Here is a 19,281-nt window from a genome sequence, read left to right as displayed (position 1 = left end):
GCACGGTCGGCGCGGGTGGGCCGCGGGGCCGACCGCCGCGCGGGGCTCGCCGACGAGCGGCCGGACAGACGCGAGTACAGCCAGATGCCCGCCACCGCAGCGCGACCAGACCGGCGGCGACGACGACCCACTGCAGGATGCCGATCACCGTGCCGACGACGAGGACGGCGAGCACGACGATCCCGATCCGCCTGGGCGAGCTTCAGCACGACGTTCGACATCGCGGGTCCTCCACGTCCGGTGTGGGGTTGCGGTCCGATGTCGGATCGCCGCGATGCCGCGTTACACCGCCCCGGCGGGCACGTGCACCGTCGCGCGCGGCGCGGTCAACCCTCCGCGTCACGGACGTCGGCACCCCGCTCGGCGAATGCCACGAAGTCCTGCATGTGCAGTCGTGACTGCCGGCGGAAGACGCCGCGCAGGAGTGTGGCGCCGCCAGTCGCATGGACAGGCTGCTGAACCGGTACTCGTTCTCGCTCGTCCAGAGCGTCGTCCCCGGACCGGCCTCGGTGAACCGTTCCCGAGCGGCACTCCACATACCGTCGGCGACGATCTCACGTTCGAAGTGGACGACCCTGTCCGCCGGGATCCCGTTCAGGTTCCGCCGGTTCCCGGCGCGTGATGGTTCTCGACGGCCTCCATCTCCTGCCCTCCCGTCCGCAGCACGACGCGCGACCGGGTACCGCCCTCCCCGTGCAGTCCGTCGATGGGCTCGTGCAGCACCAGGCCGCGCAGCCATCTCGGCAGGTGGACGGGGTCGGCGAGCAGCTGGACCACGCTCTCCCGCGGCAGGGCGATCTCGGTCGAGACGGTGTACCTCACGGCGGGTGCTCCAGGGGCTCCGGACGAAGGGTGCACACGCTAGTGACCGTGACCACGGGCGTCCACGACCGTCGGATCGTCCCCGGAGACGGAGCGACCCCGGAACCATCGGTGATGGTCTCGGGGTTCGATCGTGAGTGGCTGCCCGGGTCACCTGACTGACCTCGGGAAATGCTCCTCCGATTGGATCGAACCAATAACCGCCCGATTAACAGTCGGTGCTCTGCCATTGAGCTACGGAGGACCGTTTCATGCCGTTCCGGATGGTGTTCCCGGCGACGAGAAGAACTCTACAACACCCCGTACAGCCCTCTCGCAACCCCCCGTTCGGCCGCTGTTCCCGCAGGTCGGAGCCCCATCCGGGTGGCGGTCGGACAGCGGCCCGCGGTCCGGGTACGGTCGCGGTCGGAGGTGAGGGGAATGGTCAAATTCCTCGTGGGTGTCGCCGTCGGGTACGTCCTCGGCACCAGAGCCGGTCACGAGCGCTACGAACAGCTCGTCCCGTGCCTATCACCGGGCGGCGGACCATCCCGCGGTGCAGGGCGCCGCGGGCGTCGCGCGGGCGGGTGTCGAGGGTGCGCTCGACAAGGTGCGCGGCGGCCAGAACACCGGGCACTGAGGGCTCGCCCCGTCCCGTGACCCGTCCCGGGTCACGGGACGGGCGGTCAGCGTGTGCGGGCGACCGCGAAGACCGGCGGAACGGAACCAGGTGCCGCCGTCGGCCTCTCGGCGGTAGGCCGCCCGCAGCCGGGGCGCGAGCTCGCGGACGAACGCGTCGTAGGCGTCGTCGTCGAGGGCGTCGCGGACCGGGCGCAGAGCGGGTGCCGGAGATCCAGCGCAGGACCGGGTCGTCGCCGTCGAGCCGCTGCAGGTAGTCGTCTCCCAGGCGTCGACGTCGGCGCCCGCGGCGGCCAGGATGTCGGCGTAGCCGAGCGGGTCGAGCACGGTCTCGTTGCCGCGCAGCACGAATCCGGTCGCGCCACTGCGGGAGCGTGGCGACCTCGCGGGTTCTGCACGTGTGAGGGCGCGTCGAAGTTGCCGGGGACCTGCACCGCGATCCACGCGCCGGGCGCCAGCGACGCCATCCAGCGGCGCAGCACCTCGGGGTGCTCGGGCACCCACGCAGCACCGCGTTGGTCAGGAGCACCCCGGTGTCGCGGGGCGGGGTCCAGTCGCGCACGTCGACCTGCGCGGCGTCGACGCCGGCGGCGCGGGCCGCGGCGACCATGTCCGGGGAGGAGTCGAACGCCTCGACCGTCGCCGTCGGCCAGCGGCGGGCCAGCAGCCCGGTCAGTGGCCGGGGCCGCAGCCGCGTCGACGACCCGGGTCAGCGCCGGGTCGGTCTCCCCACCCGGGCCAGCAGGTCCAGGAACGGGCGCGAGCGGTGGTCGTCGAAGCGCGGTAGAGCTCCGGGTCCCAGCTGGTCGTGTCACGGTTCGTCCGGGAGTCGTGCGGCGATGCCCTCCGCCAGCCTCCGGGGCGGCGACCGGGTCGGTCCCCCGGTCGGGGCGCACCTGCAGGACCAGCCCGTCGCGGCCGGGACCCGGCGCTGCAGCACCCAGACCCCTCCCCCGGGCAGCTCGCGCCGTTCCGGGTGCGGATGGACTGGGTGACCCGCTCCTGCACCGCCTGCGGCACCTTCCCCGGGTCGGTGAGCCGGAACCGCAGCGGGCGCCCGTCGGCGAGCAGCTCGGTGCGGGGGCGATCTGCTCGGCCGAGGTCGGCGTCACGACCAGGCTGACCTTGTCCAGGTGGCCTTCGCGATCTCGTGCCAGCCCAGCCGCTCCCCACCGGGCGGCCAGATCCCCCACGAGGTGACCACGAGCATCCCGTCCGGGGCTGCGCGGTGGCGACGACGGCCTCGGAGTCGGCGAGGGCGTCGGCGACCGCGTCGGGCACCGGCTCGCGGCCGAGCAGCCGCGCCCAGAAGCCCGTCACGACGCGACCCCGGACGCCTGCTCGCGCAGCTGGATCTTGTACTGCTCCAGCGGGACGAGCACGCCGAACAGGTCCATGTACTCGTCGTGGTCGGTCTCGGCGTTGGTGCGCTGCAGCTGCGACTTGAGTCGGCGATCTCGCGCTCGACCAGGCCGAGCCGGACCCCGGCGAGGACGCCGTTGACGTAGCGGACCCTCGTCGGTGTTGCGCTTGGGGAGCTCCAGGTTCTCCACGGCCAGCTCGCTGACCAGGCGCTTCACGTCGTCGCCCGCACCCTCGGCGACGACGGCGTCGAGCCAGTCCGACCCGTCCAGCCCGGCGCACACCCCGCCCGCCCATGATCGCCCGGTGCACCGCGGCCAGCTGCGGTGGGTGAACCCGGCCTCGGGCAGCTCGTCGAAGCCGGGTCCGACGACGCCGGGGATCTGCAGCGCCGCCTTGAGCGCCTCGCGCTGCAGGTGCAGCTGGGTGTCGTCGCGCTTCGGGGCGGGCAGCGGGGCGCGACGCCGGGAGCGGCCCCCCTCGGGCGACACCCCGGCGCTCTCGCGCACCCGTCGCACGACGACGGCGATGTCGTCCCAGCCGACCCAGCCGGCCAGCCGTCGCGCGTACTCGTCGCGCAGGTCCTCCCGCTTGATCTGCGCGACCAGCGGGACGGTCCGCTGCAGCGCAGCGACCCGGCCCTCGGCGCTGGCGAAGGTCGTGGCTGCGCAGCTCGGTGCGGATGGCGAACTCGAACAGCGGCTCGCGCCGGGCGCCGAGGTCCTTCACGGCGGCGTCGCCGTGGTTGTTGCGCAGGTCGCAGGGGTCCTGACCGTCCGGGGCGACGGCGACGAAGTCTGCGCGGCGAAGTTCTGGTCGCCCTCGAACGCCTTCATCGCGGCGCTCTGCCCGGCCGCGTCGCCGTCGAAGGTGTAGATGACCTCGCCGCGATCGAAGGAGTCGTCGCCGATCAGCCGGCGGATGACCGAGACGTGCTCGGTGCCGAACGCCGTGCCGCAGGACGCGACCGCCGTGGTCACCCCGGCCAGGTGCATCGCCATGACGTCGGTGTAGCCCTCGACGACGACCACCTGCCGGGTCTTCGCGATCTCTCCTCGACGAGTCCGGCGTCGCGGACCCGGCCGGCGTGGCCGAGCAGCTCCTCCAGGTGCTCACCGCGGGCGGCGAGCAGCACCGCGGCCTCGGTGACGTCGAGGTCGACCCGTCGCGGACCCGGCGCAGGGCCCGGCGGAACGCGGAGTCCGAGGGACCGGCTCGGCGGGCGCGGGGGTCGGGAGGGGTACCGGCGGGACGGCCTCGGCCGGGACAGGGGCGGCAGGAGTATCGGCCATGCCACCCACACTAGGTTTCACGGAACACCGCAGCGACCGTCCGTTTCCCGGCGATGGATCACGCCCGGTACGGAATACGGCTCAGGCGACCTCGGCGGGCGTGCCGCCGGTGACGGCGACGAGCTCGTCGAACGTCGTCGGGAACACCGAGCGGGCCACCCCGCCCGCCGCCCAGACCCGGTCGAACCGCCCAGCGCGACGTCGACCAGGGTGCGGACCGGCGCCGGGTGCCCGACGGGGGCGACCCCGCCGATGACCTGCCCGGTGGCCTCGCGCACGAACTCCGTCGACGCCCGTCCGACCCGCTGCGCGCCGACCAGGGCCGCGACCCGGTCGGTGTCCACCCGGTGCGCGCCGGAGGTGAGGACGAGCAGCGGGGCGCCGTCGGCGTCGAAGACCAGCGAGTTCGCGATCTGGCCGACCTCGACCTCCAGTGCGGCGGCCGCCGCGGCGGCGGTGGTCACCGCGTCGGGCAGCAGCACCAGGCCCGCGATCGACGCGGGATCGGCACCGGCCCGGCGCAGCGCCTCCTTCACGGCGGCGACGCGGGGGTGGTCGGCGGGGTGTTCGACGCTCGGGCTCACCGGGACATCCTGCCCGCACCGCGCGCGGCCGCTGCCGGGTTCCCCGGAGGTTCCTCGTCAGCGGTTCCTCAGAGCGTGTTTGGAAATTCTAGTGGGTTGAGGGTGTCGTGTGTTTCTGCTGGCGGGTGGCGGGGTATCCACGGGCGATGCGGCGGGTGATGGTGTTGATCGCGGCCCAGCGGATCATGGCTTCGGATGTGGTGGGGTGGCGTTCGTAGTCTCGGGCCAGGCGTCGGTGTGCGGTGAGCCAGGCCAGGGTCCGTTCGACCACCCACCTTCGTGGGAGGACGGTGAATCCGCGCTGCTCGGGTGGCTTGCGGATGATCTCGATCGTTGTCTGCAGGATCGTGGCGGCCCAGTCGAGCAGTCGCCCGGCGAAGCCGGCGTCGGCGTAGACGAACCGCACCCTGGTGCGCAGGTAGAGGTTGAGCAGGATCGGCTTGGCGCCGTCGCGGTCCTGTACCGAGGCCGAGCACACCATCGTGGTCAGCAGCAGACCGAGGGTGTCGGTCACGATGAACCGTTTCCGTCCGCCTGTCTTCTTCCCGGCGTCGTAGCCGCGGGAGTCCTGGCCGACGGTGTCGGCGCCCTTGACCGACTGGGAATCGATGATCCCCGCACTCGGCTCCGGATCACGGCCCTCGGCGATACGTAACTGCCCCCGCACGACCGGGAGGATCTTCTCGGTGACCTTCTGCTGTTCCCACTGGTTGAAGTACCAGTAGACGGTCTGCCAGGGCGGGAAGTCCACCGGCAACGCCCGCCAGGCACACCCGGTCCGCACGACATACAAGATCGCGTCCAGCACGTCCCGACGAGCATGAGCAACAGGCCGCCCCCGCCGCGCGAGCGGCGGTAACAACGGCTCGATCACCACCCACTGGGCATCACTGGTGTCCGAGGGGTACCGGCGCGGTCGTTCCTGCATGCCGACCACGATGGAGCACCCCAGCCGTGTCGACCATCCCGACACACCCACCATTTCCAAACACGCTCTCAGAGGACGGCGAGGACCAGCAACACGACGACGACCACGGCCAGCACCCCGGCCACGCCCAGCAGGATCCAGCGGTTGCGGCCGAGGTCCCCGCCCTGGGACCGGGGCCGGGCACCGCGTTCGAACAGCTCGGCGGCCCGGTCGTGGGTCGGGCGGTCGGCCGGGTCGTCGGCGGTGAGGCCGTCCAGGACCGTCGCGAGCGCGCTGCCCGCCGGCGGCCGCGGGCCCACCGCCTCGCGCAGGACGACGCCGAGACACCACAGGTCCGCGGCCGGGGTGTCGGTGCCCTCGGGAGCGGCGGGCGCACCGGTCCCGCCGGGGCGCGGGCCGACCGCGCGGGCGAGACCGACGTCGGTGAGCAGGGCGCGGCCCTCCGCGGTGATCAGCACCGCGTCGGCGTCGAGCCCGCCGTGGGTGCCGCCGTCGGCGTGCACCGCCCGCAGCGCGGCCAGCACGTCCCGCCCGACCAGCGCGACCTGCCGGGGCGACGGCGGCTCCGCCTCGACGACCGCGCCCAGCGGCCGTGCGTCCGGGTGCTCGGTAACCAGGTACTCGCGCATGTCCCCGGCCGAGGACCGGTCGGTGACCAGGTCCAGCACCCCGACGACCGACGGGTGCCGCAGCCGTCCGGCCGCCCGGACCTCGGTCAGCAGCCGCTCCCGGACCCCCGCGACCGGGGGCAGCGCGATCTCGGTGACGGCGACGGTGCGGCCGGTGATGCGGTCCTCGGCGCGGTGGGTCGGCCCGAAGCCGCGGCGGCCCAGCTCGTCGAGCAGCAGGTAGCGGCCGTCGACCATCCGTCCGGCGATCACGCGGCCCCCAGCCGGACGACGACCGGGGCGTGGTCGGAGAAGCGCCGGTCGTGTGCGGGTGCCCGGTCCACGACGGCCTCGTACGCCGCGTCGGCGAGCCCGGGCGTGGTGAGCAGGTGGTCGATCCGCCACCCGGTGTCGTTGTCGAAGGCCCGCCCGCGGTAGCTCCACCACGAGTACGGCCCGTCGACGCCCGGGTGCCGTTCGCGCACCACGTCGCGCCAGCCGTGTTCGAGCAGCTTCGCGAACCACTCCCGCTCGTGCGGCAGGAAACCGGAGTTGCGCCGGTTCCCGCGCCAGTTGCGCAGGTCCAGCTCGGTGGGCGCGATGTTCCAGTCCCCACCGACGACCATCTCCCGGCCGGTGCGGCGGCGCACCGGCCGAACGCGGTGCGCAGGTGGTCGCCGAACGCGGCGCAGAACGCGTCCTTGGCGTCCTGCTTCGGTGTGCCCGCCTCACCCTTGGGCAGGTACAGCGAGGCCACGGTGAGCCCGCCCGGCAGGTCCACCTCGAGATAGCGGCCGTCGAGGTCGGTCGCAGGGTCGGTGCTGTTGCTCGCTCCGCGGGCTCCGCTCGGGAGACCGATCCGTACGGCCTCCGGCTCGTCACGGCTCAGCACGGCGACGCCGTTGCGCCCCTTCGCCGTCAGCGAGGGCGCCAGCCGCAGGTGCCAGCCGCCCGCGTCGAGCGCGGCCAGGAAGGCGGCCGGCAGCTCGTCGGGCAGGGCCCGGACCTCCTGCAGGCAGACCGCCCGCGCGTCGGTCGCGGCCAGCCACTCCAGCAGCCCCTTTGTCGTGGCGGCACGGACCCCGTTGACGTTGACCGTGGCGAGGGCGTTCACGCCGTCTACTGTGCCGCACCCATGATCACGCTGCGCGACGGGTTCAGCACCGGCTGCCCGGGGTCGCGGCGACGGAGTCCACCGGGACCCACTGGTTCTGCTCGGTGAGCTTGCGGAAGCCGCCGTCGACGATCGTCTCGGCCGCGACCTCGGTGCCGACCGGCAGCGTGCGGACGGTGCCGCCGAGTTGCCGGGGGCCGCGCGCACCGTGACCTGCTCGCCCTGCACGACGACACGGCAGCCGGTCGTCTCCAGATCGCCCGTGACACCGCCGTAGGCGAGTGCGACGGCCGTCAGGCCGACACCGATGAGCCCCACCAGCGGCCAGCCCTCAGGAGGGACTTCCGGGTGAGCCCGAAGACCTTCGCCACCGTGGTTCCCCTCCCGTCGGACGCTGCCGCCGACCACGGTAGCCGGTCCGCGGCCACGGGCTCGACCATCACGGGGGTGTCGGGCCGGTTACTCCTACGGGCGTGCGGAGCCGGTGAACAGATAGCGTGTGGCCCAGTCAGCGGGTCGCCGCGCCGGGGACCCGCCCGGTCGTCCCGGGCCCGTCCGCCGGCGCCGTCGCGGCCCGCTCGCTGGACACGGCAGCACACACGACGAGCCGAGGCAGGCCTGAGGACGCGATGAAGCTCACCTACACGTACACCGACGAGGCGCCGGCGCTGGCGACCCACTCCTTCCTGCCGGTCATCGAGGCCTTCGCCGGACAGGCCGGGGTCGACGTGGAGACCCGCGACATCTCCCTCGCCGCCCGGATCCTGGCGAAGTTCCCGGACCGGCTGACCGAGGCCCAGCGCGTCCCGGACTCGCTGGCCGAGCTGGGCGAGCTGGCGAAGACCCCGGACGCCAACATCATCAAGCTGCCGAACATCTCGGCGTCGATCCCGCAGCTCAAGGCGGCCATCACCGAGCTGCAGGGTGCCGGCTACGACGTACCGGACTACCCGGAGAACCCGCAGACCGAGCAGGAGAAGGCCGCCCGCGCCGCCTACGACTCGGTCAAGGGCTCCGCGGTCAACCCGGTGCTGCGCGAGGGCAACTCCGACCGCCGCGCCCCGCTGTCGGTGAAGAACTTCGCCCGCAAGCACCCGCACTCGATGGGCGCGTGGAGCCCCGACTCCACCAGCCACGTCGCCACCATGGACGAGGGCGACTTCCGCCACTCCGAGACCTCGTTCACCGCCGCCGGTGACGGCGCGGTCCGCATCGAGCACGTCGCCGCCGACGGCACCGTCACGGTGCTGAAGGAGAAGATCGCGCTGCTGGACGGCGAGGTGTTCGACGGCGCCGTCATGCGTCGCGAGGCACTGCGGGCCTTCCTCGCCGAGCAGGTCGCCGACGCCAAGGCCAAGGGCGTGCTGTTCTCGGTGCACCTCAAGGCCACGATGATGAAGGTCTCCGACCCGATCATCTTCGGGCACGCCGTCCGCGCCTACTTCGCCGACGTCTTCGACTCCTACGGCGACGACCTCGCCTCCGTCGGCGCCGACCCCGACGACGGTCTCGCCTCGATCCTGACCGCGTTGGAGAAGCTGCCCGCCGACAAGCGCGAGGCGATCGAGAAGGCCATCACCGCCGCCTACGAGACCGGCCCGGCCCTGGCCCAGGTCGACTCCTCGCGTGGCATCACCAACCTGCACGTCCCCAGCGACGTCATCATCGACGCCTCGATGCCGGCCGCCATCCGCTCCTCCGGGAAGATGTGGAACGCCGACGACGCCCTGCAGGACACCAAGTTCGTCATCCCGGACTCGTCCTACGCCCCGCTCTACGACGAGACCGTCAAGCACTGCCAGGCCAACGGCGCCTTCGACCCGACGACGATGGGCACCGTCCCGAACGTCGGCCTGATGGCGCAGAAGGCCGAGGAGTACGGCAGCCATGACAAGACCTTCGAGATCGCCTCCGCCGGCACCGTGCGCGTCGTCGACGCGGCCACGGGCGAGGAGAAGCTCTCGCACGAGGTCGGCGAGGGTGACATCTGGCGCGGCTGCCAGACCAAGGACGCCCCGATCCGCAACTGGGTCGGGCTGGCCGTCGAGCGGGCCCGGGCCACCGGCTCCCCCGCCGTCTTCTGGCTGGACTCCGCGCGCGCCCACGACGCGCAGCTGATCGCGAAGGTCGAGAAGTACCTGGGCGAGCACGACACCGACGGCCTGACCATCGAGATCCTCCCGATCGCCGAGGCCACCCGCTACACCCTGGAGCGGACCCGCAAGGGCGAGGACACCATCTCGGTCACCGGCAACGTGCTGCGCGACTACCTCACCGACCTGTTCCCGATCATGGAGCTGGGCACGTCGGCGAAGATGCTGTCGATCGTCCCGCTGATGAACGGCGGCGGCCTGTTCGAGACCGGCGCCGGCGGGTCCGCGCCGAAGCACGTGCAGCAGCTGCAGAAGGAGAACCACCTGCGGTGGGACTCCCTCGGCGAGTTCCTCGCGCTGGCCGTCTCGCTGGAGATGCTGGCGTCGAAGACCGAGGAGCCGCTGCGGGCGAAGCTGCTCGGCCAGACCCTCGACGAGGCCACCGGCAGGCTGCTGGAGAACGGGAAGTCGCCGTCGCGCAAGGTCGGGGAGCTCGACAACCGCGGCAGCCACTTCTACATCGCGCTGTACTGGGCGCAGGCCCTCGCCGCGCAGACCGAGGACACCGAGCTGGCCGCGATCTTCGCCCCGCTCGCCGAGAAGCTCGCCGCCGCCGAGGACACGATCGTCGGTGAGCTGAACGCGGTCCAGGGCGACCCGGTCGACCTGGGCGGCTACTACTACGTCGACCGCGCGAAGACCGACGTGATCATGCGGCCGAGCGCCACGTTCAACGCGGCGATCGACGCCTTCGCCGGCAAGTAGCCCCACCGACGACGGCCCGTCCCCCGCCGCCGGGAGGGCGGGCCGTCGCCGTGTCCGGACGACCACCATCCGTGGACCCGTTCGCGACACCACACCGCCGTCCGGGTGGCCGGAGGGTGATCGTTGCGATCATCGAGTGATCATGAGCGGCGCCGTGGGCGACGTCACTGACCCGTCCGGCGCAACCCCGGTCACGGTCCGACCGTACTCGCCGGTACAATTACGTTAGCTATGATCATCATCGCCCTGCCCCGCACCACCCCGACCGGGCCGCGCTCCCCCGCCCCGTCGGGCGCTCCGGTGCGAGTACCGCGGGCGACGAGCACCGGCCCCGGCCGTCCGGGCAGCAAGCGCCCCGCCGGCCCGCGCCGGCCACCCACCAGGCGTCCCGCCGGGCCCGAGACGACCGGCGGCAGCCGGAGCTGACCCCGGCCCGGACCGGGGCGGGGTCAGCTGATCGTCAGCGAGCCCTGCGTGATCGTCAGCGCGAGCAGCAGGACGACGACGCCGAACCCGCCGTACACCAGCGCGTCGGCGTAGCGGCCGCGGATCGCGAGCAGCCCGACCCGGTCCGGCGGCAGCGCCACCCGCAGCCCCGCGGCGACCAGCATCGCCACCGCCAACGCCGCGGACCCCTCGCGCCAGTGCTCGGTCACCACCCGTTGCAGACCGACCAGGGACACCCCGAGGACGACGAGCAGCGGCCAGTGCGCCCGCAGCCGGGCCCGCAGACCGTGCCCGGAGCGGGTCTCCACCATCACTGCTCCCTGCCGTCCGTCACTCCGACGAGCTGCGTCCGGTACCGACGCTCACTCCGACAAGCTGCGTCCAGTACCGACGCTCACTCCGACAAGCTGCGTCCAGTACCGACGCTCACTCCGACAAGCTGCGTCCAGTACCGACGCTCACTCCGACAAGCTGCGTTCGGCTGCCTCGACGACGTTCGTCAGCAGCATCCCGCGGGTCATCGGCCCCACACCACCCGGCATCGGCGCCAGCAGTCCGGCGACCTCGGCGACCTCGGGGGCCACGTCGCCGACCAGACCCAGGTCGGTCCGGGTCACCCCGACGTCGAGCACCGCGGCGCCCGGCTTGATCTGGTCGGCGGTGATGAGCCCGGCCCTCCCCGCGGCGGCGACGACGACGTCGGCCTCCCGCAGGTGCGCCGTCAGGTCCCGGGTGCCGGTGTGGCACAGGGTGACGGTCGCGTTCTCCGAGCGGCGGGTCAGCAGCAGCCCCAGCGGGCGGCCGACGGTCACGCCGCGACCCACCACGACGACCCGCGCCCCGTCCAGCTCGACACCGAACCGGCGGCACAGCTCGACGATGCCGCGCGGGGTGCACGGCAGCGGTCCCGGCTCGCCGAGGACCAGCCGGCCCAGGTTCGTCGGGTGCAGGCCGTCGGCGTCCTTGCCCGGGTCGACCCGCTCCAGCGCGGCGCCGGCGTCGAGGCCGTCCGGGAGCGGGAGCTGCACGATGAAGCCCGTGCAGGTCGGGTCGGCGTTCAGCTCGTCGATCGTGTCCTCGACCTGCGCCTGGCTCGCGTCGGCGGGGAGCTCACGCTGCAGCGAGGTGATCCCGACCTTGGCGCAGTCGCGGTGCTTGCCGCGCACGTAGGCATGTGACCCGGGGTCGTCACCGACCAGCACCGTGCCCAGGCCGGGGGTCACCCCGGCGGCGGTCAGCTTCTCGACACGGCCCCGCAGGTCGTCGAGCAGCTCCGCCAACGTCGCCTTGCCGTCCATCACGCGTGCGCTCACCCGGGCATCCTCTCAGGCAGTGCCCGGGCCGGTCGAACCTGACCGGAGGACGCCCGCGTGCCGGGCGGGTAGGGGACGCCGCCCCCGCGACCTGCGACGACGGTCCGATCGCGTGCAACCGGAGCACAGGCCGGGGTCTGGCCGTACGGAGGGGCGATGAACGATCTCTATGAGAGGAGAATCACACCACCGGTGCACGGCCGGTCATGAACTCGACGAGGAGTTTCCCATGAGCGTGGAGAGCGACACCGCGGGGGCGCAGGCTTCCACTCCGTCCGGCTGCTGGAGGAGGGCTTCGAGACCGTCGTCTCCGCCGACGGCAGCGCCGAGATGCTGGCGAAGGCCTTCGCCAACGGGATGAAGTTCGGCGGGCACGTGCTGCGCGTCGTGCAGGCCGACTGGCGGTGGCTGAACCGGGACGTGCACGGCGAGTACGACGCGATCATCTGTCTCGGGAACTCGTTCACGCACCTGTTCTCCGAACGTGACCGCCGCAAGGCGCTCGCCGAGTTCTACGCCATGCTCTCCCATGACGGTGTGCTGATCCTCGACCAGCGCAACTACGACGCGATCCTGGACAACGGCTTCAGCTCCAAGCACCAGTACTACTACTGCGGCGACGACGTCGTGGCCGAGCCGGAGTACGTCGACGACGGCCTGGCCCGGTTCCGCTACAGCTTCCCGGACGGCTCCCGCTACCACCTCAACATGTTCCCGCTGCGCAAGGACTACACCCGGCGGCTCATGCAGGAGGTCGGGTTCCAGCGGATCGACACCTACGGCGACTTCCAGTCGACCTACGCCGACGACGAGCCCGACTTCTTCGTGCACATCGCCGAGAAGGCCTACCTCGACCAGGAGGACGTCGCGTGACGCGGACGCCCGAGCACACCGCCGAGCACACTGCCGAACACACCGCCCGGTCGTACTACGACTCCGACGACGCCGACACCTTCTACGCGCGGGTCTGGGGCGGTGAGGACATCCACGTCGGCGTGTACGAGGACCCGGACGAGCTGATCTCGGTCGCGAGCGCCCGCACGGTGACCCGGATGGCGCAGGTCGCCGGGGTCGGCCCGGGCACCCGGGTGCTGGACCTGGGAGCCGGTTACGGCGGCGCGGCCCGCAGGCTGGCGGCCGGGCACGGGGCCGCAGTGCACTGCCTCAACCTCTCCCCCGTCGAGAACGCCCGTAACGAGCGGATGACCCGGGAGCAGGGGCTGGACGAGCAGGTCACCGTCACCACGGGCAGCTACGAGGCCGTTCCGGTCGAGGACTCCTCGGTGGACCTGGTGTGGTCCCAGGACGCGTTCCTGCACTCCGGCGACCGGGAACGGGTGCTCGACGAGGTCGCCAGGGTGCTGCGCCCGGGCGGGCAGGTGGTGTTCACCGACCCGATGGCCGTCGACGGGCTGGACCAGTCCTCGATCCAGCCGATCCTGGACCGGATCGCGCTGTCCACGATGGGCACACCCGGCTTCTACACCGACGGGCTGGAACGACGCGGCTTCACCGGTGTGCGGTTCCACGACCACGCCGGGCAGCTGCCGACGCACTACCGCCGGGTGCGCGAGGAGCTCGTCGCGCACGAGGAGGAGCTGTCGTCGTCGATCTCGCGGCCCTACCTCACCGCGATGAAGGCCGGCCTGCAGCACTGGGTGGACGGCGGGCGGGCCGGGAAGCTCACCTGGGGCATCGTGCACGCCGTCCGGTCCTGAGGACCGCCTGCGGTCAGCCGCCCAGGAACGCGCGGACCGCGGCGGTGGTCGCGGCGGGCTGCTCGTCGACGAGGAAGTGCCCGGCCCCGGCGAGTGCCTCACCGGTGACCAGGTCCGGGTCGGCGGCGGCGCGACGCCACACCTCCAGGGGGCTCTCGGCGTTGGCACCGACGACACCGCGCTCGCCCCACAGCACCAGGGTGGGCGCGGCGATCCGCTCCCCCGCCCGCTCCGAGGCGGCGTCGTGGTCGAGGTCGATCGAGGCGCCCGCCCGGTAGTCCTCCAGCATCGCGTGCCGGGCGGCCGGGTCGGCGAACGCGCGCTCGTAGGAGGCCAGCGCCTCGGGCGGGTGCGCGTCGAGCCCGGAGCCCCAGCCGCCGAGCAACGAGTGCAGGAAGCCGATCGGGTCGCCGGCGATGAGCCGTTCGGGCAGGTCGGCGGGCTGGATGAACAGGAACCAGTGGAAGTACGCCGTCGCCAGCGCCCGGTCGGTGTGGGCGTAAACGTAGGCGGTGGGGAGGATGTCCAGCAACGCCGCCCGCGTGATGCGCTCGGGATGGTCGAGCAGCATCCGGTGGGTGACGCGGGCGCCGCGGTCGTGGGCGACGACGGCGAAGGTGTCGAAGCCGAGGCGGGCCATCACGTCGACCTGGTCGGCGGCCATCGCCCGGAACGAGTAGCCGGCGTGGTTCTCGCCGTCGGCGGGGCGGCCGGACTCGCCGTAGCCGCGCAGGTCCGTGGCGACGACGGTGTGGTCGCGCGCCAGGTCCGCCGCGAGCGGCCCCCACATGGCGTGGGTCTGCGGGAAGCCGTGCAGCAGCAGCACCGGCGGGCCCTGTCCGCCGCGCACCCCGTGGACGACGACCCGCTCCTCGGGCGGCCCGACGGTCAGGTCGAAGGCGTCGAACTCGGCTGTTCCGGGCACGGATGCCGTCCTCCCTGGTCGCCTCGCGCACCGGCGGCGGCCGGGCGTGCCACATCGAACACCCAGAACCGCAGCACCGCGAACCGCAGCAGCCCGCCGACGAGGCTGGCGGCGACGACCGCCGCCTCCTCCCCCGGTGTGGTGTCCCCGGCGACCTGGTGCAGCGCGAGCAGCACCGCGGAGGTGTAGGTCGCGTAGAACGCGACGGTGCCCGCATCGTGCACCCACTCGCGCAGCCGGTGCGCGGGGGCGCCGTCGAAGGCGAAGCGGCGGCTGGCCTCGGTGCTGACCGCGGTGGTGAGGACCAGCGCGACCAGGTTCGCCGGGACGGCCGGGAGCACCGGGCGCAACAGCAGGAACAGCGCGGCGTTCAGCGCGGTCGCCCCGCCGCCGACGACGGCGTAGCGGGCGAGCTGCACGGCGAGGGGGTACCGCCGCGACACCGCGGCGACGGCGCCCGTCACGCGCCCGCGTACCCGGGCGGCGGACTGCGCCGGGTCACCGAACGGCACGTGTGCCGACTGCGCTGCGTCCACCGGTCCTCCCGCCCCTGCTGGGTAGATCTTCGCAGGAGTACCCCCGAAGGATCACCCGAATCAACCGGACGCGTCACACCCGCCACACCGGTGAGGTCCCGGGCGGGTGCCGGCGCGGCCGGGCGCCGTCACAACGCGAGGAACACCGTCTCCCCCTCGCCGCGCAGCCGGATGTCGAACCGGTACCGGCCCGGCCCGTCCGCGACGGCGACGAGCGTGTGCCGGCGGTCGGCCGGGACGGCGGTGAGCAGCGGGTCGGTGGCGTGCGCCGCGGCGTGCTCGGGGAAGTAGATGCGGGTGACGACGCGGTCGAGCAGGCCGCGGGCGAACACCGAGACGTTCACGTGCGGAGCCTCGGCGGAGCGCGCATCGGCACCGTGCGGAGCGCCGGCGGAGCGCGCATCGGCACCCTGCGGAGCCCCGGCGGAGCGCGCATCGGCACCCTGCGGAGCCTCGGCGGAGCCCGCATCGGCACCCTGCGGAGCCTCGGCGGGCAGCGCACCCGGCAGCACGGTGCGGATCCACCACCGGCCCTCGTCGTCGGTGGGGCAGCGGCCGAAGCCGCGGAAGCCCTCGACGGACGGCTTCGCCGCGCCGCGGGGGTCGTCGGGGTGGTCGAAGCGGCCGTCCGGGTCGGCCTGCCAGGTCTCGACCAGCGCGTCCGGGACGAGTGCCCCGTTCCCGTCGAACACGGTCCCGCCGATCAGGACGGCGCCCGGGGTGCCGTCGGGCACGACGTCCGGGCCGTCCGGCCAGGGCAGGCCCAGCGCGAGGTAGGGGCCGACGGTCTGGGTCGGGGTCAGCGGCAGGCTCATGCGTGGGGCTCCTCGAACCGGGTGGCGCCGCGGCCGCGCAGCACGATGTCGAACCGGAACGCCAGCGCCCACTCCGGGCGGGTGGCCTCCAGGTCGAAGGTGGACACCAGCCGCGTCCGCGCCTGCTCGGGCGTCGCGTTGTAGATCGGGTCCTGGGCGAACAGCGGGTCGTCCGGGAAGTACATCTGGGTCACCAGCCGCTGGGTGAACGCGCGCCCGAACAGCGAGAAGTGGATGTGCGCGGGGCGCCAGGCGTTGTGGTGGTTGCCCCAGGGGTAGGCGCCGGGCTTGATCGTGGTGAACGAGTAGCCGCCGTGGGCGTCGGTGAGGACCCGGCCGCCACCGGTGAAGTTCGGGTCGAGCGGGGCGGGCCAGTTGTCCCAGCGGTGGGCGTAGCGGCCCGCGGCGTTGGCCTGCCAGACCTCGACCAGGGTGTCCGGGACGGGGCGGCCGTCGGAGTCGAGGACCCGGCCGAACACGACGATCCGCTGTCCCTGGGCCTCACCGTGCGCACCGACGGTGAGGTCGTCGTCGCCGGGACGGACGGGCCCGGTGAGCAGCGGCCCGGTGATCTCGGTGAGCCGCTGGGGCAGGATCACCGGCTGCTCGGACGGCGCCCGCAGCGCGGTGCTGCGGTAGTCCGGTGAGAGCAGCGGTGCGTGGGTCCCGGCCGGGACGGGGGCGTAGCCCTGCATCGGCGGTCCTTCCTCGTGGTGGGTGGGTCTAGACGGCGCCGGGCGGGGGCCGACGTAGTTCTCGGCGAGGCTCGTCGCGGCGGCGCGGGAGGTCACGGTGTAGCGCAGCTGGGAGCGTTGCAGCTCGACGCCGAACGCGTCGCCGCCCTCGGTGGCGGGGTCGAAGCGGTGCAGCATCGAGGTCATGAACCAGGAGAAGTGCTCGGCCCGCCAGACGCGGCGCAGGCAGGTCTCGGAGTAGCCGTCGAGGCCCGCGTCGTCGCCGTCGCGCAGCGCGCGGACGACCGCGTCGGCCAGCACCCGGACGTCGGCGATGGCGAGGTTCATGCCCTTGGCGCCGGTGGGCGGCACGATGTGCGCGGCGTCGCCGGCGAGGAACAGCCGTCCGCGGCGCATCGGGGAGGCGACCATGCTGCGCATCGGGGTGACCGAGGGCTTCTCGATGAACTCGCCCTCGTTGATCGTGAAGCCGTCGCAGGCCAGGCGGGTGTGCAGGGCGTCCCAGATGCGGGCGTCGGACCAGTCGGACGGGTCGGTGTCGTTCGGGACCTGGACGTAGAGCCGGGTCACCTCGGGGCTGCGCATCGAGTAGAGCGCGAAGCCGTCGTCGTGGTGGGCGTAGACGAGTTCGTCGGTGGTGGGGGCGGCCTTCGCGAGCACGCCGAGCCAGGAGAACGGGTAGACGCGCTCGGCGATCTCCGGGGCGACGAGCGGGCGGGAGACGCCGTGGAAGCCGTCGCAGCCGGCGATGACGTCGCAGCGCAGGACGTGCGCGGTGCCGTCGGCCGCGGCGTAGGTGATCGACGGGGTGTCGGTGTCGACGTCGTGCAGGGCGACGCCGGTGACGCCGAACTCCACCGGCAGCCCGGCGGCGTCGACGCGGTCGGCGAGCAGGTCCTTCACGACCTCCTGCTGGCCGTAGACGGTGATGCCGGTGCCGACGAGGTCGGCGAAGTCGATGCGGTGGTCGGCGCGGGGTGCGCCGGGGCCTCGGCGAAGCGCAGCGCGATGCCGGTGTGCGGCATGCCCTCGCGGTCCAGCCGACCGGCGACACCCATCTCCCGGAGCAGCTCCACGGTCGGTGCCTCCAGCACGCCGGCGCGGACCCGCGCCTCGACGTAGGCACGGTCGCGGGACTCCAGGACCACCGACTCGATCCCGGACAGCGCCAGCAGCTTCGCCAGGACGAGCCCGGCGGGGCCCGCTCCGACGATGCCGACCTGGGTCCGGGTCTCGCGTCGCTGCGTCATGGGCATCACCTTCCCGGCCCGGCACCGGAGCATTCGACCCCGCTTCCGCTCTGCGGAAGAATGCCCGGCCATGGGGACACGTCCGGTCCGGTCGGGGGTCACCGCGCGGGTGCTGGACGTGCTGGGTGCGTTCAGCCCGCAGGCCCCGGTGCTCGGGCTGACCGACATCGCCCGGCGCACCGGGCTCCCGCTGACGACGGTGCACCGGATCGCCGGTGAGCTCGCCGCGGGCGGGGCGCTGGACCGCGGCGACGACGGCCGCTACCGGATCGGGCTGCGGCTCTGGGAGATCGCGCAGCTGGCCCCGGCCAGCCACGGGCTGCGGGAGGCGGCGATGCCGTTCCTGGAGGACCTGCACGAGGTCACCCGGCACAACGTGGCGCTCGCCGTGCTCGACCCGGACGACCCCGGCGAGGTCGTCTACGTCGAGCGCCTGTCCAGCCGCGGCGCAGTCTCGATCGTCTCGCGGACCGGGTCCCGGCTGCCGTCGACGGCGACCGGGGTCGGGCTCGTGCTGCTCGCGCACGCCGACCCGGCGGCGGTGGAGACGGTGCTGGCCCGCCCGATCCGCCGGTTCACCCCGTGGACGGTGTGCCGCCCCGACGGCGTCCGTGCGCTGCTCGCCCAGGCCCGGACCAGCGGGTTCGTGGTGTCCGACCGGCAGATCGAGGAGGTGTCGATGTCGGTGGCCGCGCCGGTCCGCGGCGGGGACGGGCCGGTCGTCGCCGGGCTGTCGATCGTCGTTCCGGCCGCGACGAACCCGCACACCCTGGTGCCCGCGGTGCGCGCGGCGGCCCGCGGGATCAGCCGGGCCCTCGCCGCATCGTGATCGTCCGATGCCGTGGCCACGGCGCCCGTCGTCACGTTCCGTGCCACCGTGGCCGGGTGCGCGACTTCCGGATCGAGATCCCCGACGCCGAGCTGGACGACCTGCGCGAGCGGCTCGCCCGCACCCGCTGGCCGGACCCGGCGACGGTCGACGGCTGGTCCCAGGGCGTGCCGCTGGACTACGCCCGTGAGTCTGCGACTACTGGCGCACCCGCTACGACTGGCGCCGCGTCGAGGCCGAGATCAACGCGTGGCCGCAGTTCCGCACCGGTCTCGACGGCGGCGGCGACGACGCGGTCGAGATCCACGTGCTGCACGCCCGGTCGAAGCACCCGGACGCGATTGCCGCTGCTGCTCACCCACGGCTGGCCGGGCTCGCTCGTCGAGTTCCTCGGCGTGCTGCCCGCGCTGAACGACCCCGAGGGACCCGGCCGACGCCTTCCACGTCGTCGTGCCGACGCTGCCCGGGTCGGGTTCTCCGGCAAGCCCACGACGACCGGGTGGGGGGGCGACGGATCGCCGTCGCCTGGGCGCAGCTGATGGACCGGCTCGGCTACGAGCGCTTCGC

General features: G+C 73.2%; 15 protein-coding genes, 1 tRNA gene and 6 pseudogenes. 6 read left to right on the top strand and 16 right to left on the bottom strand.

Annotated elements, in window-relative coordinates:
* Window positions 1–594: 594 nt before the first annotated feature.
* Both KPL57_RS06475 and KPL57_RS06470 read right to left on the bottom strand, forming a co-directional pair.
* On the bottom strand, window positions 595–822 hold the full coding sequence (locus tag KPL57_RS06475) for an SRPBCC family protein (protein WP_226350887.1): 228 nt from the start codon (window positions 820–822) through the stop codon (window positions 595–597).
* Between the two features lie 174 nt (window positions 823–996).
* A tRNA-Asn gene (locus KPL57_RS06470) sits at window positions 997–1,066 on the bottom strand.
* A gap of 176 nt (window positions 1,067–1,242) precedes the next feature.
* Here KPL57_RS06470 and KPL57_RS06465 point away from each other — a divergent pair.
* Window positions 1,243–1,441, top strand: a pseudogene (locus KPL57_RS06465) (hypothetical protein).
* Window positions 1,442–2,756: 1,315 nt separating this feature from the next.
* Here the strand turns inward: KPL57_RS06465 and KPL57_RS06455 are convergent.
* The 7 genes and pseudogenes from KPL57_RS06455 to KPL57_RS71815 form a co-directional block, all read right to left on the bottom strand.
* Complete coding sequence (locus KPL57_RS06455) at window positions 2,757–3,320, bottom strand: hypothetical protein (RefSeq protein ID WP_226350886.1); 564 nt, start codon at window positions 3,318–3,320, stop codon at window positions 2,757–2,759.
* Between the two features lie 24 nt (window positions 3,321–3,344).
* Window positions 3,345–3,443, bottom strand: a pseudogene (locus KPL57_RS69380) (hypothetical protein); the annotation flags it as partial.
* 84 nt (window positions 3,444–3,527) lie between these two features.
* On the bottom strand, window positions 3,528–3,833 hold the full coding sequence (locus tag KPL57_RS06445; RefSeq protein ID WP_226350885.1) for a toprim domain-containing protein: 306 nt from the start codon (window positions 3,831–3,833) through the stop codon (window positions 3,528–3,530).
* 342 nt (window positions 3,834–4,175) lie between these two features.
* Window positions 4,176–4,678, bottom strand: a pseudogene (locus KPL57_RS06440) (YbaK/EbsC family protein).
* Window positions 4,679–4,735: 57 nt separating this feature from the next.
* A pseudogene (locus KPL57_RS06435) lies at window positions 4,736–5,660 on the bottom strand (IS5 family transposase).
* 14 nt (window positions 5,661–5,674) lie between these two features.
* Entirely contained in the window at window positions 5,675–6,487 is an 813-nt protein-coding gene (locus KPL57_RS06430; protein WP_226350884.1) for a protein kinase, read from the bottom strand.
* Entirely contained in the window at window positions 6,484–6,864 is a 381-nt protein-coding gene (locus KPL57_RS71815) for an exodeoxyribonuclease III (protein WP_374203676.1), read from the bottom strand. Before KPL57_RS71815 ends, KPL57_RS06430 begins: the two co-directional genes overlap by 4 nt.
* A 1,093-nt stretch (window positions 6,865–7,957) precedes the next feature.
* Here KPL57_RS71815 and KPL57_RS06420 point away from each other — a divergent pair.
* Window positions 7,958–10,186, top strand: a complete 2,229-nt coding sequence (locus KPL57_RS06420; protein ID WP_226350883.1) for an NADP-dependent isocitrate dehydrogenase — start codon at window positions 7,958–7,960, stop codon at window positions 10,184–10,186.
* 449 nt (window positions 10,187–10,635) lie between these two features.
* Here the strand turns inward: KPL57_RS06420 and KPL57_RS06415 are convergent, their stop codons facing one another.
* Both KPL57_RS06415 and KPL57_RS06410 read right to left on the bottom strand, forming a co-directional pair.
* Entirely contained in the window at window positions 10,636–10,944 is a 309-nt protein-coding gene (locus KPL57_RS06415; protein WP_043276732.1) for a DUF3017 domain-containing protein, read from the bottom strand.
* A 147-nt stretch (window positions 10,945–11,091) separates the two neighbouring features.
* Window positions 11,092–11,946 (bottom strand): bifunctional methylenetetrahydrofolate dehydrogenase/methenyltetrahydrofolate cyclohydrolase, encoded by an 855-nt coding sequence (locus tag KPL57_RS06410; RefSeq protein ID WP_226350882.1) that lies wholly within the window; start codon window positions 11,944–11,946, stop codon window positions 11,092–11,094.
* 279 nt (window positions 11,947–12,225) lie between these two features.
* Here KPL57_RS06410 and KPL57_RS71810 point away from each other — a divergent pair, with 279 nt between their 5' ends.
* Both KPL57_RS71810 and KPL57_RS71805 read left to right on the top strand, forming a co-directional pair.
* The gene (locus KPL57_RS71810) at window positions 12,226–12,819 is read left to right on the top strand and encodes a class I SAM-dependent methyltransferase (protein ID WP_374203677.1); all 594 of its coding nucleotides are present in this window, start codon (window positions 12,226–12,228) and stop codon (window positions 12,817–12,819) included.
* Window positions 12,816–13,664 (top strand): methyltransferase domain-containing protein, encoded by an 849-nt coding sequence (locus tag KPL57_RS71805; protein ID WP_374203675.1) that lies wholly within the window; start codon window positions 12,816–12,818, stop codon window positions 13,662–13,664. Before KPL57_RS71810 ends, KPL57_RS71805 begins: the two co-directional genes overlap by 4 nt.
* 13 nt (window positions 13,665–13,677) lie before the next feature.
* Here KPL57_RS71805 and KPL57_RS06400 read toward each other — a convergent pair whose 3' ends face one another.
* From KPL57_RS06400 to KPL57_RS06380, 5 genes and pseudogenes are all read right to left on the bottom strand, one after another.
* Complete coding sequence (locus KPL57_RS06400) at window positions 13,678–14,589, bottom strand: alpha/beta fold hydrolase (RefSeq protein WP_226350881.1); 912 nt, start codon at window positions 14,587–14,589, stop codon at window positions 13,678–13,680.
* Entirely contained in the window at window positions 14,553–15,125 is a 573-nt protein-coding gene (locus KPL57_RS06395; RefSeq protein ID WP_226350880.1) for a GtrA family protein, read from the bottom strand. Before KPL57_RS06395 ends, KPL57_RS06400 begins: the two co-directional genes overlap by 37 nt.
* A 128-nt stretch (window positions 15,126–15,253) precedes the next feature.
* A complete protein-coding gene (locus KPL57_RS06390) occupies window positions 15,254–15,940 on the bottom strand; it encodes a protocatechuate 3,4-dioxygenase subunit alpha (RefSeq protein WP_226350879.1) in 687 nt (228 codons plus the stop codon).
* The gene (gene pcaH / locus KPL57_RS06385; RefSeq protein WP_226350888.1) at window positions 15,937–16,635 is read right to left on the bottom strand and encodes a protocatechuate 3,4-dioxygenase subunit beta; all 699 of its coding nucleotides are present in this window, start codon (window positions 16,633–16,635) and stop codon (window positions 15,937–15,939) included. Before pcaH ends, KPL57_RS06390 begins: the two co-directional genes overlap by 4 nt.
* Window positions 16,636–16,683: 48 nt before the next feature.
* Window positions 16,684–17,885 (bottom strand): annotated as a pseudogene (locus KPL57_RS06380) (4-hydroxybenzoate 3-monooxygenase); the annotation flags it as partial.
* A 70-nt stretch (window positions 17,886–17,955) separates the two neighbouring features.
* On the opposite strand from KPL57_RS06380, the gene KPL57_RS06375 reads away from it, so the two are divergent.
* Together KPL57_RS06375 and KPL57_RS06370 are read left to right on the top strand one after the other, a co-directional pair.
* Entirely contained in the window at window positions 17,956–18,714 is a 759-nt protein-coding gene (locus tag KPL57_RS06375) for an IclR family transcriptional regulator (RefSeq protein ID WP_226350878.1), read from the top strand.
* A 56-nt stretch (window positions 18,715–18,770) separates the two neighbouring features.
* Window positions 18,771–19,281: pseudogene (locus KPL57_RS06370) on the top strand (epoxide hydrolase family protein); the annotation flags it as partial.

It is taken from the genome of Pseudonocardia sp. ICBG601, from assembly GCF_020496245.1.
The sequence above is the reverse complement of the archived record's forward strand: the minus strand, read 5'-3'. Positions and strand labels throughout refer to the sequence as shown.

Bases quoted from the DNA above. Each gene is read 5' to 3' on its own strand.
- KPL57_RS06420 (WP_226350883.1), top strand. From the start codon at position 7,958: ATGAAGCTCACCTACACGTACACCGACGAGGCGCCGGCGCTGGCGACC.
- KPL57_RS06415 (WP_043276732.1), bottom strand. From the start codon at position 10,944: ATGGTGGAGACCCGCTCCGGGCACGGTCTGCGGGCCCGGCTGCGGGCG.
- KPL57_RS06390 (WP_226350879.1), bottom strand. From the start codon at position 15,940: ATGAGCCTGCCGCTGACCCCGACCCAGACCGTCGGCCCCTACCTCGCG.
- pcaH (WP_226350888.1), bottom strand. From the start codon at position 16,635: ATGCAGGGCTACGCCCCCGTCCCGGCCGGGACCCACGCACCGCTGCTC.
- KPL57_RS06375 (WP_226350878.1), top strand. From the start codon at position 17,956: ATGGGGACACGTCCGGTCCGGTCGGGGGTCACCGCGCGGGTGCTGGAC.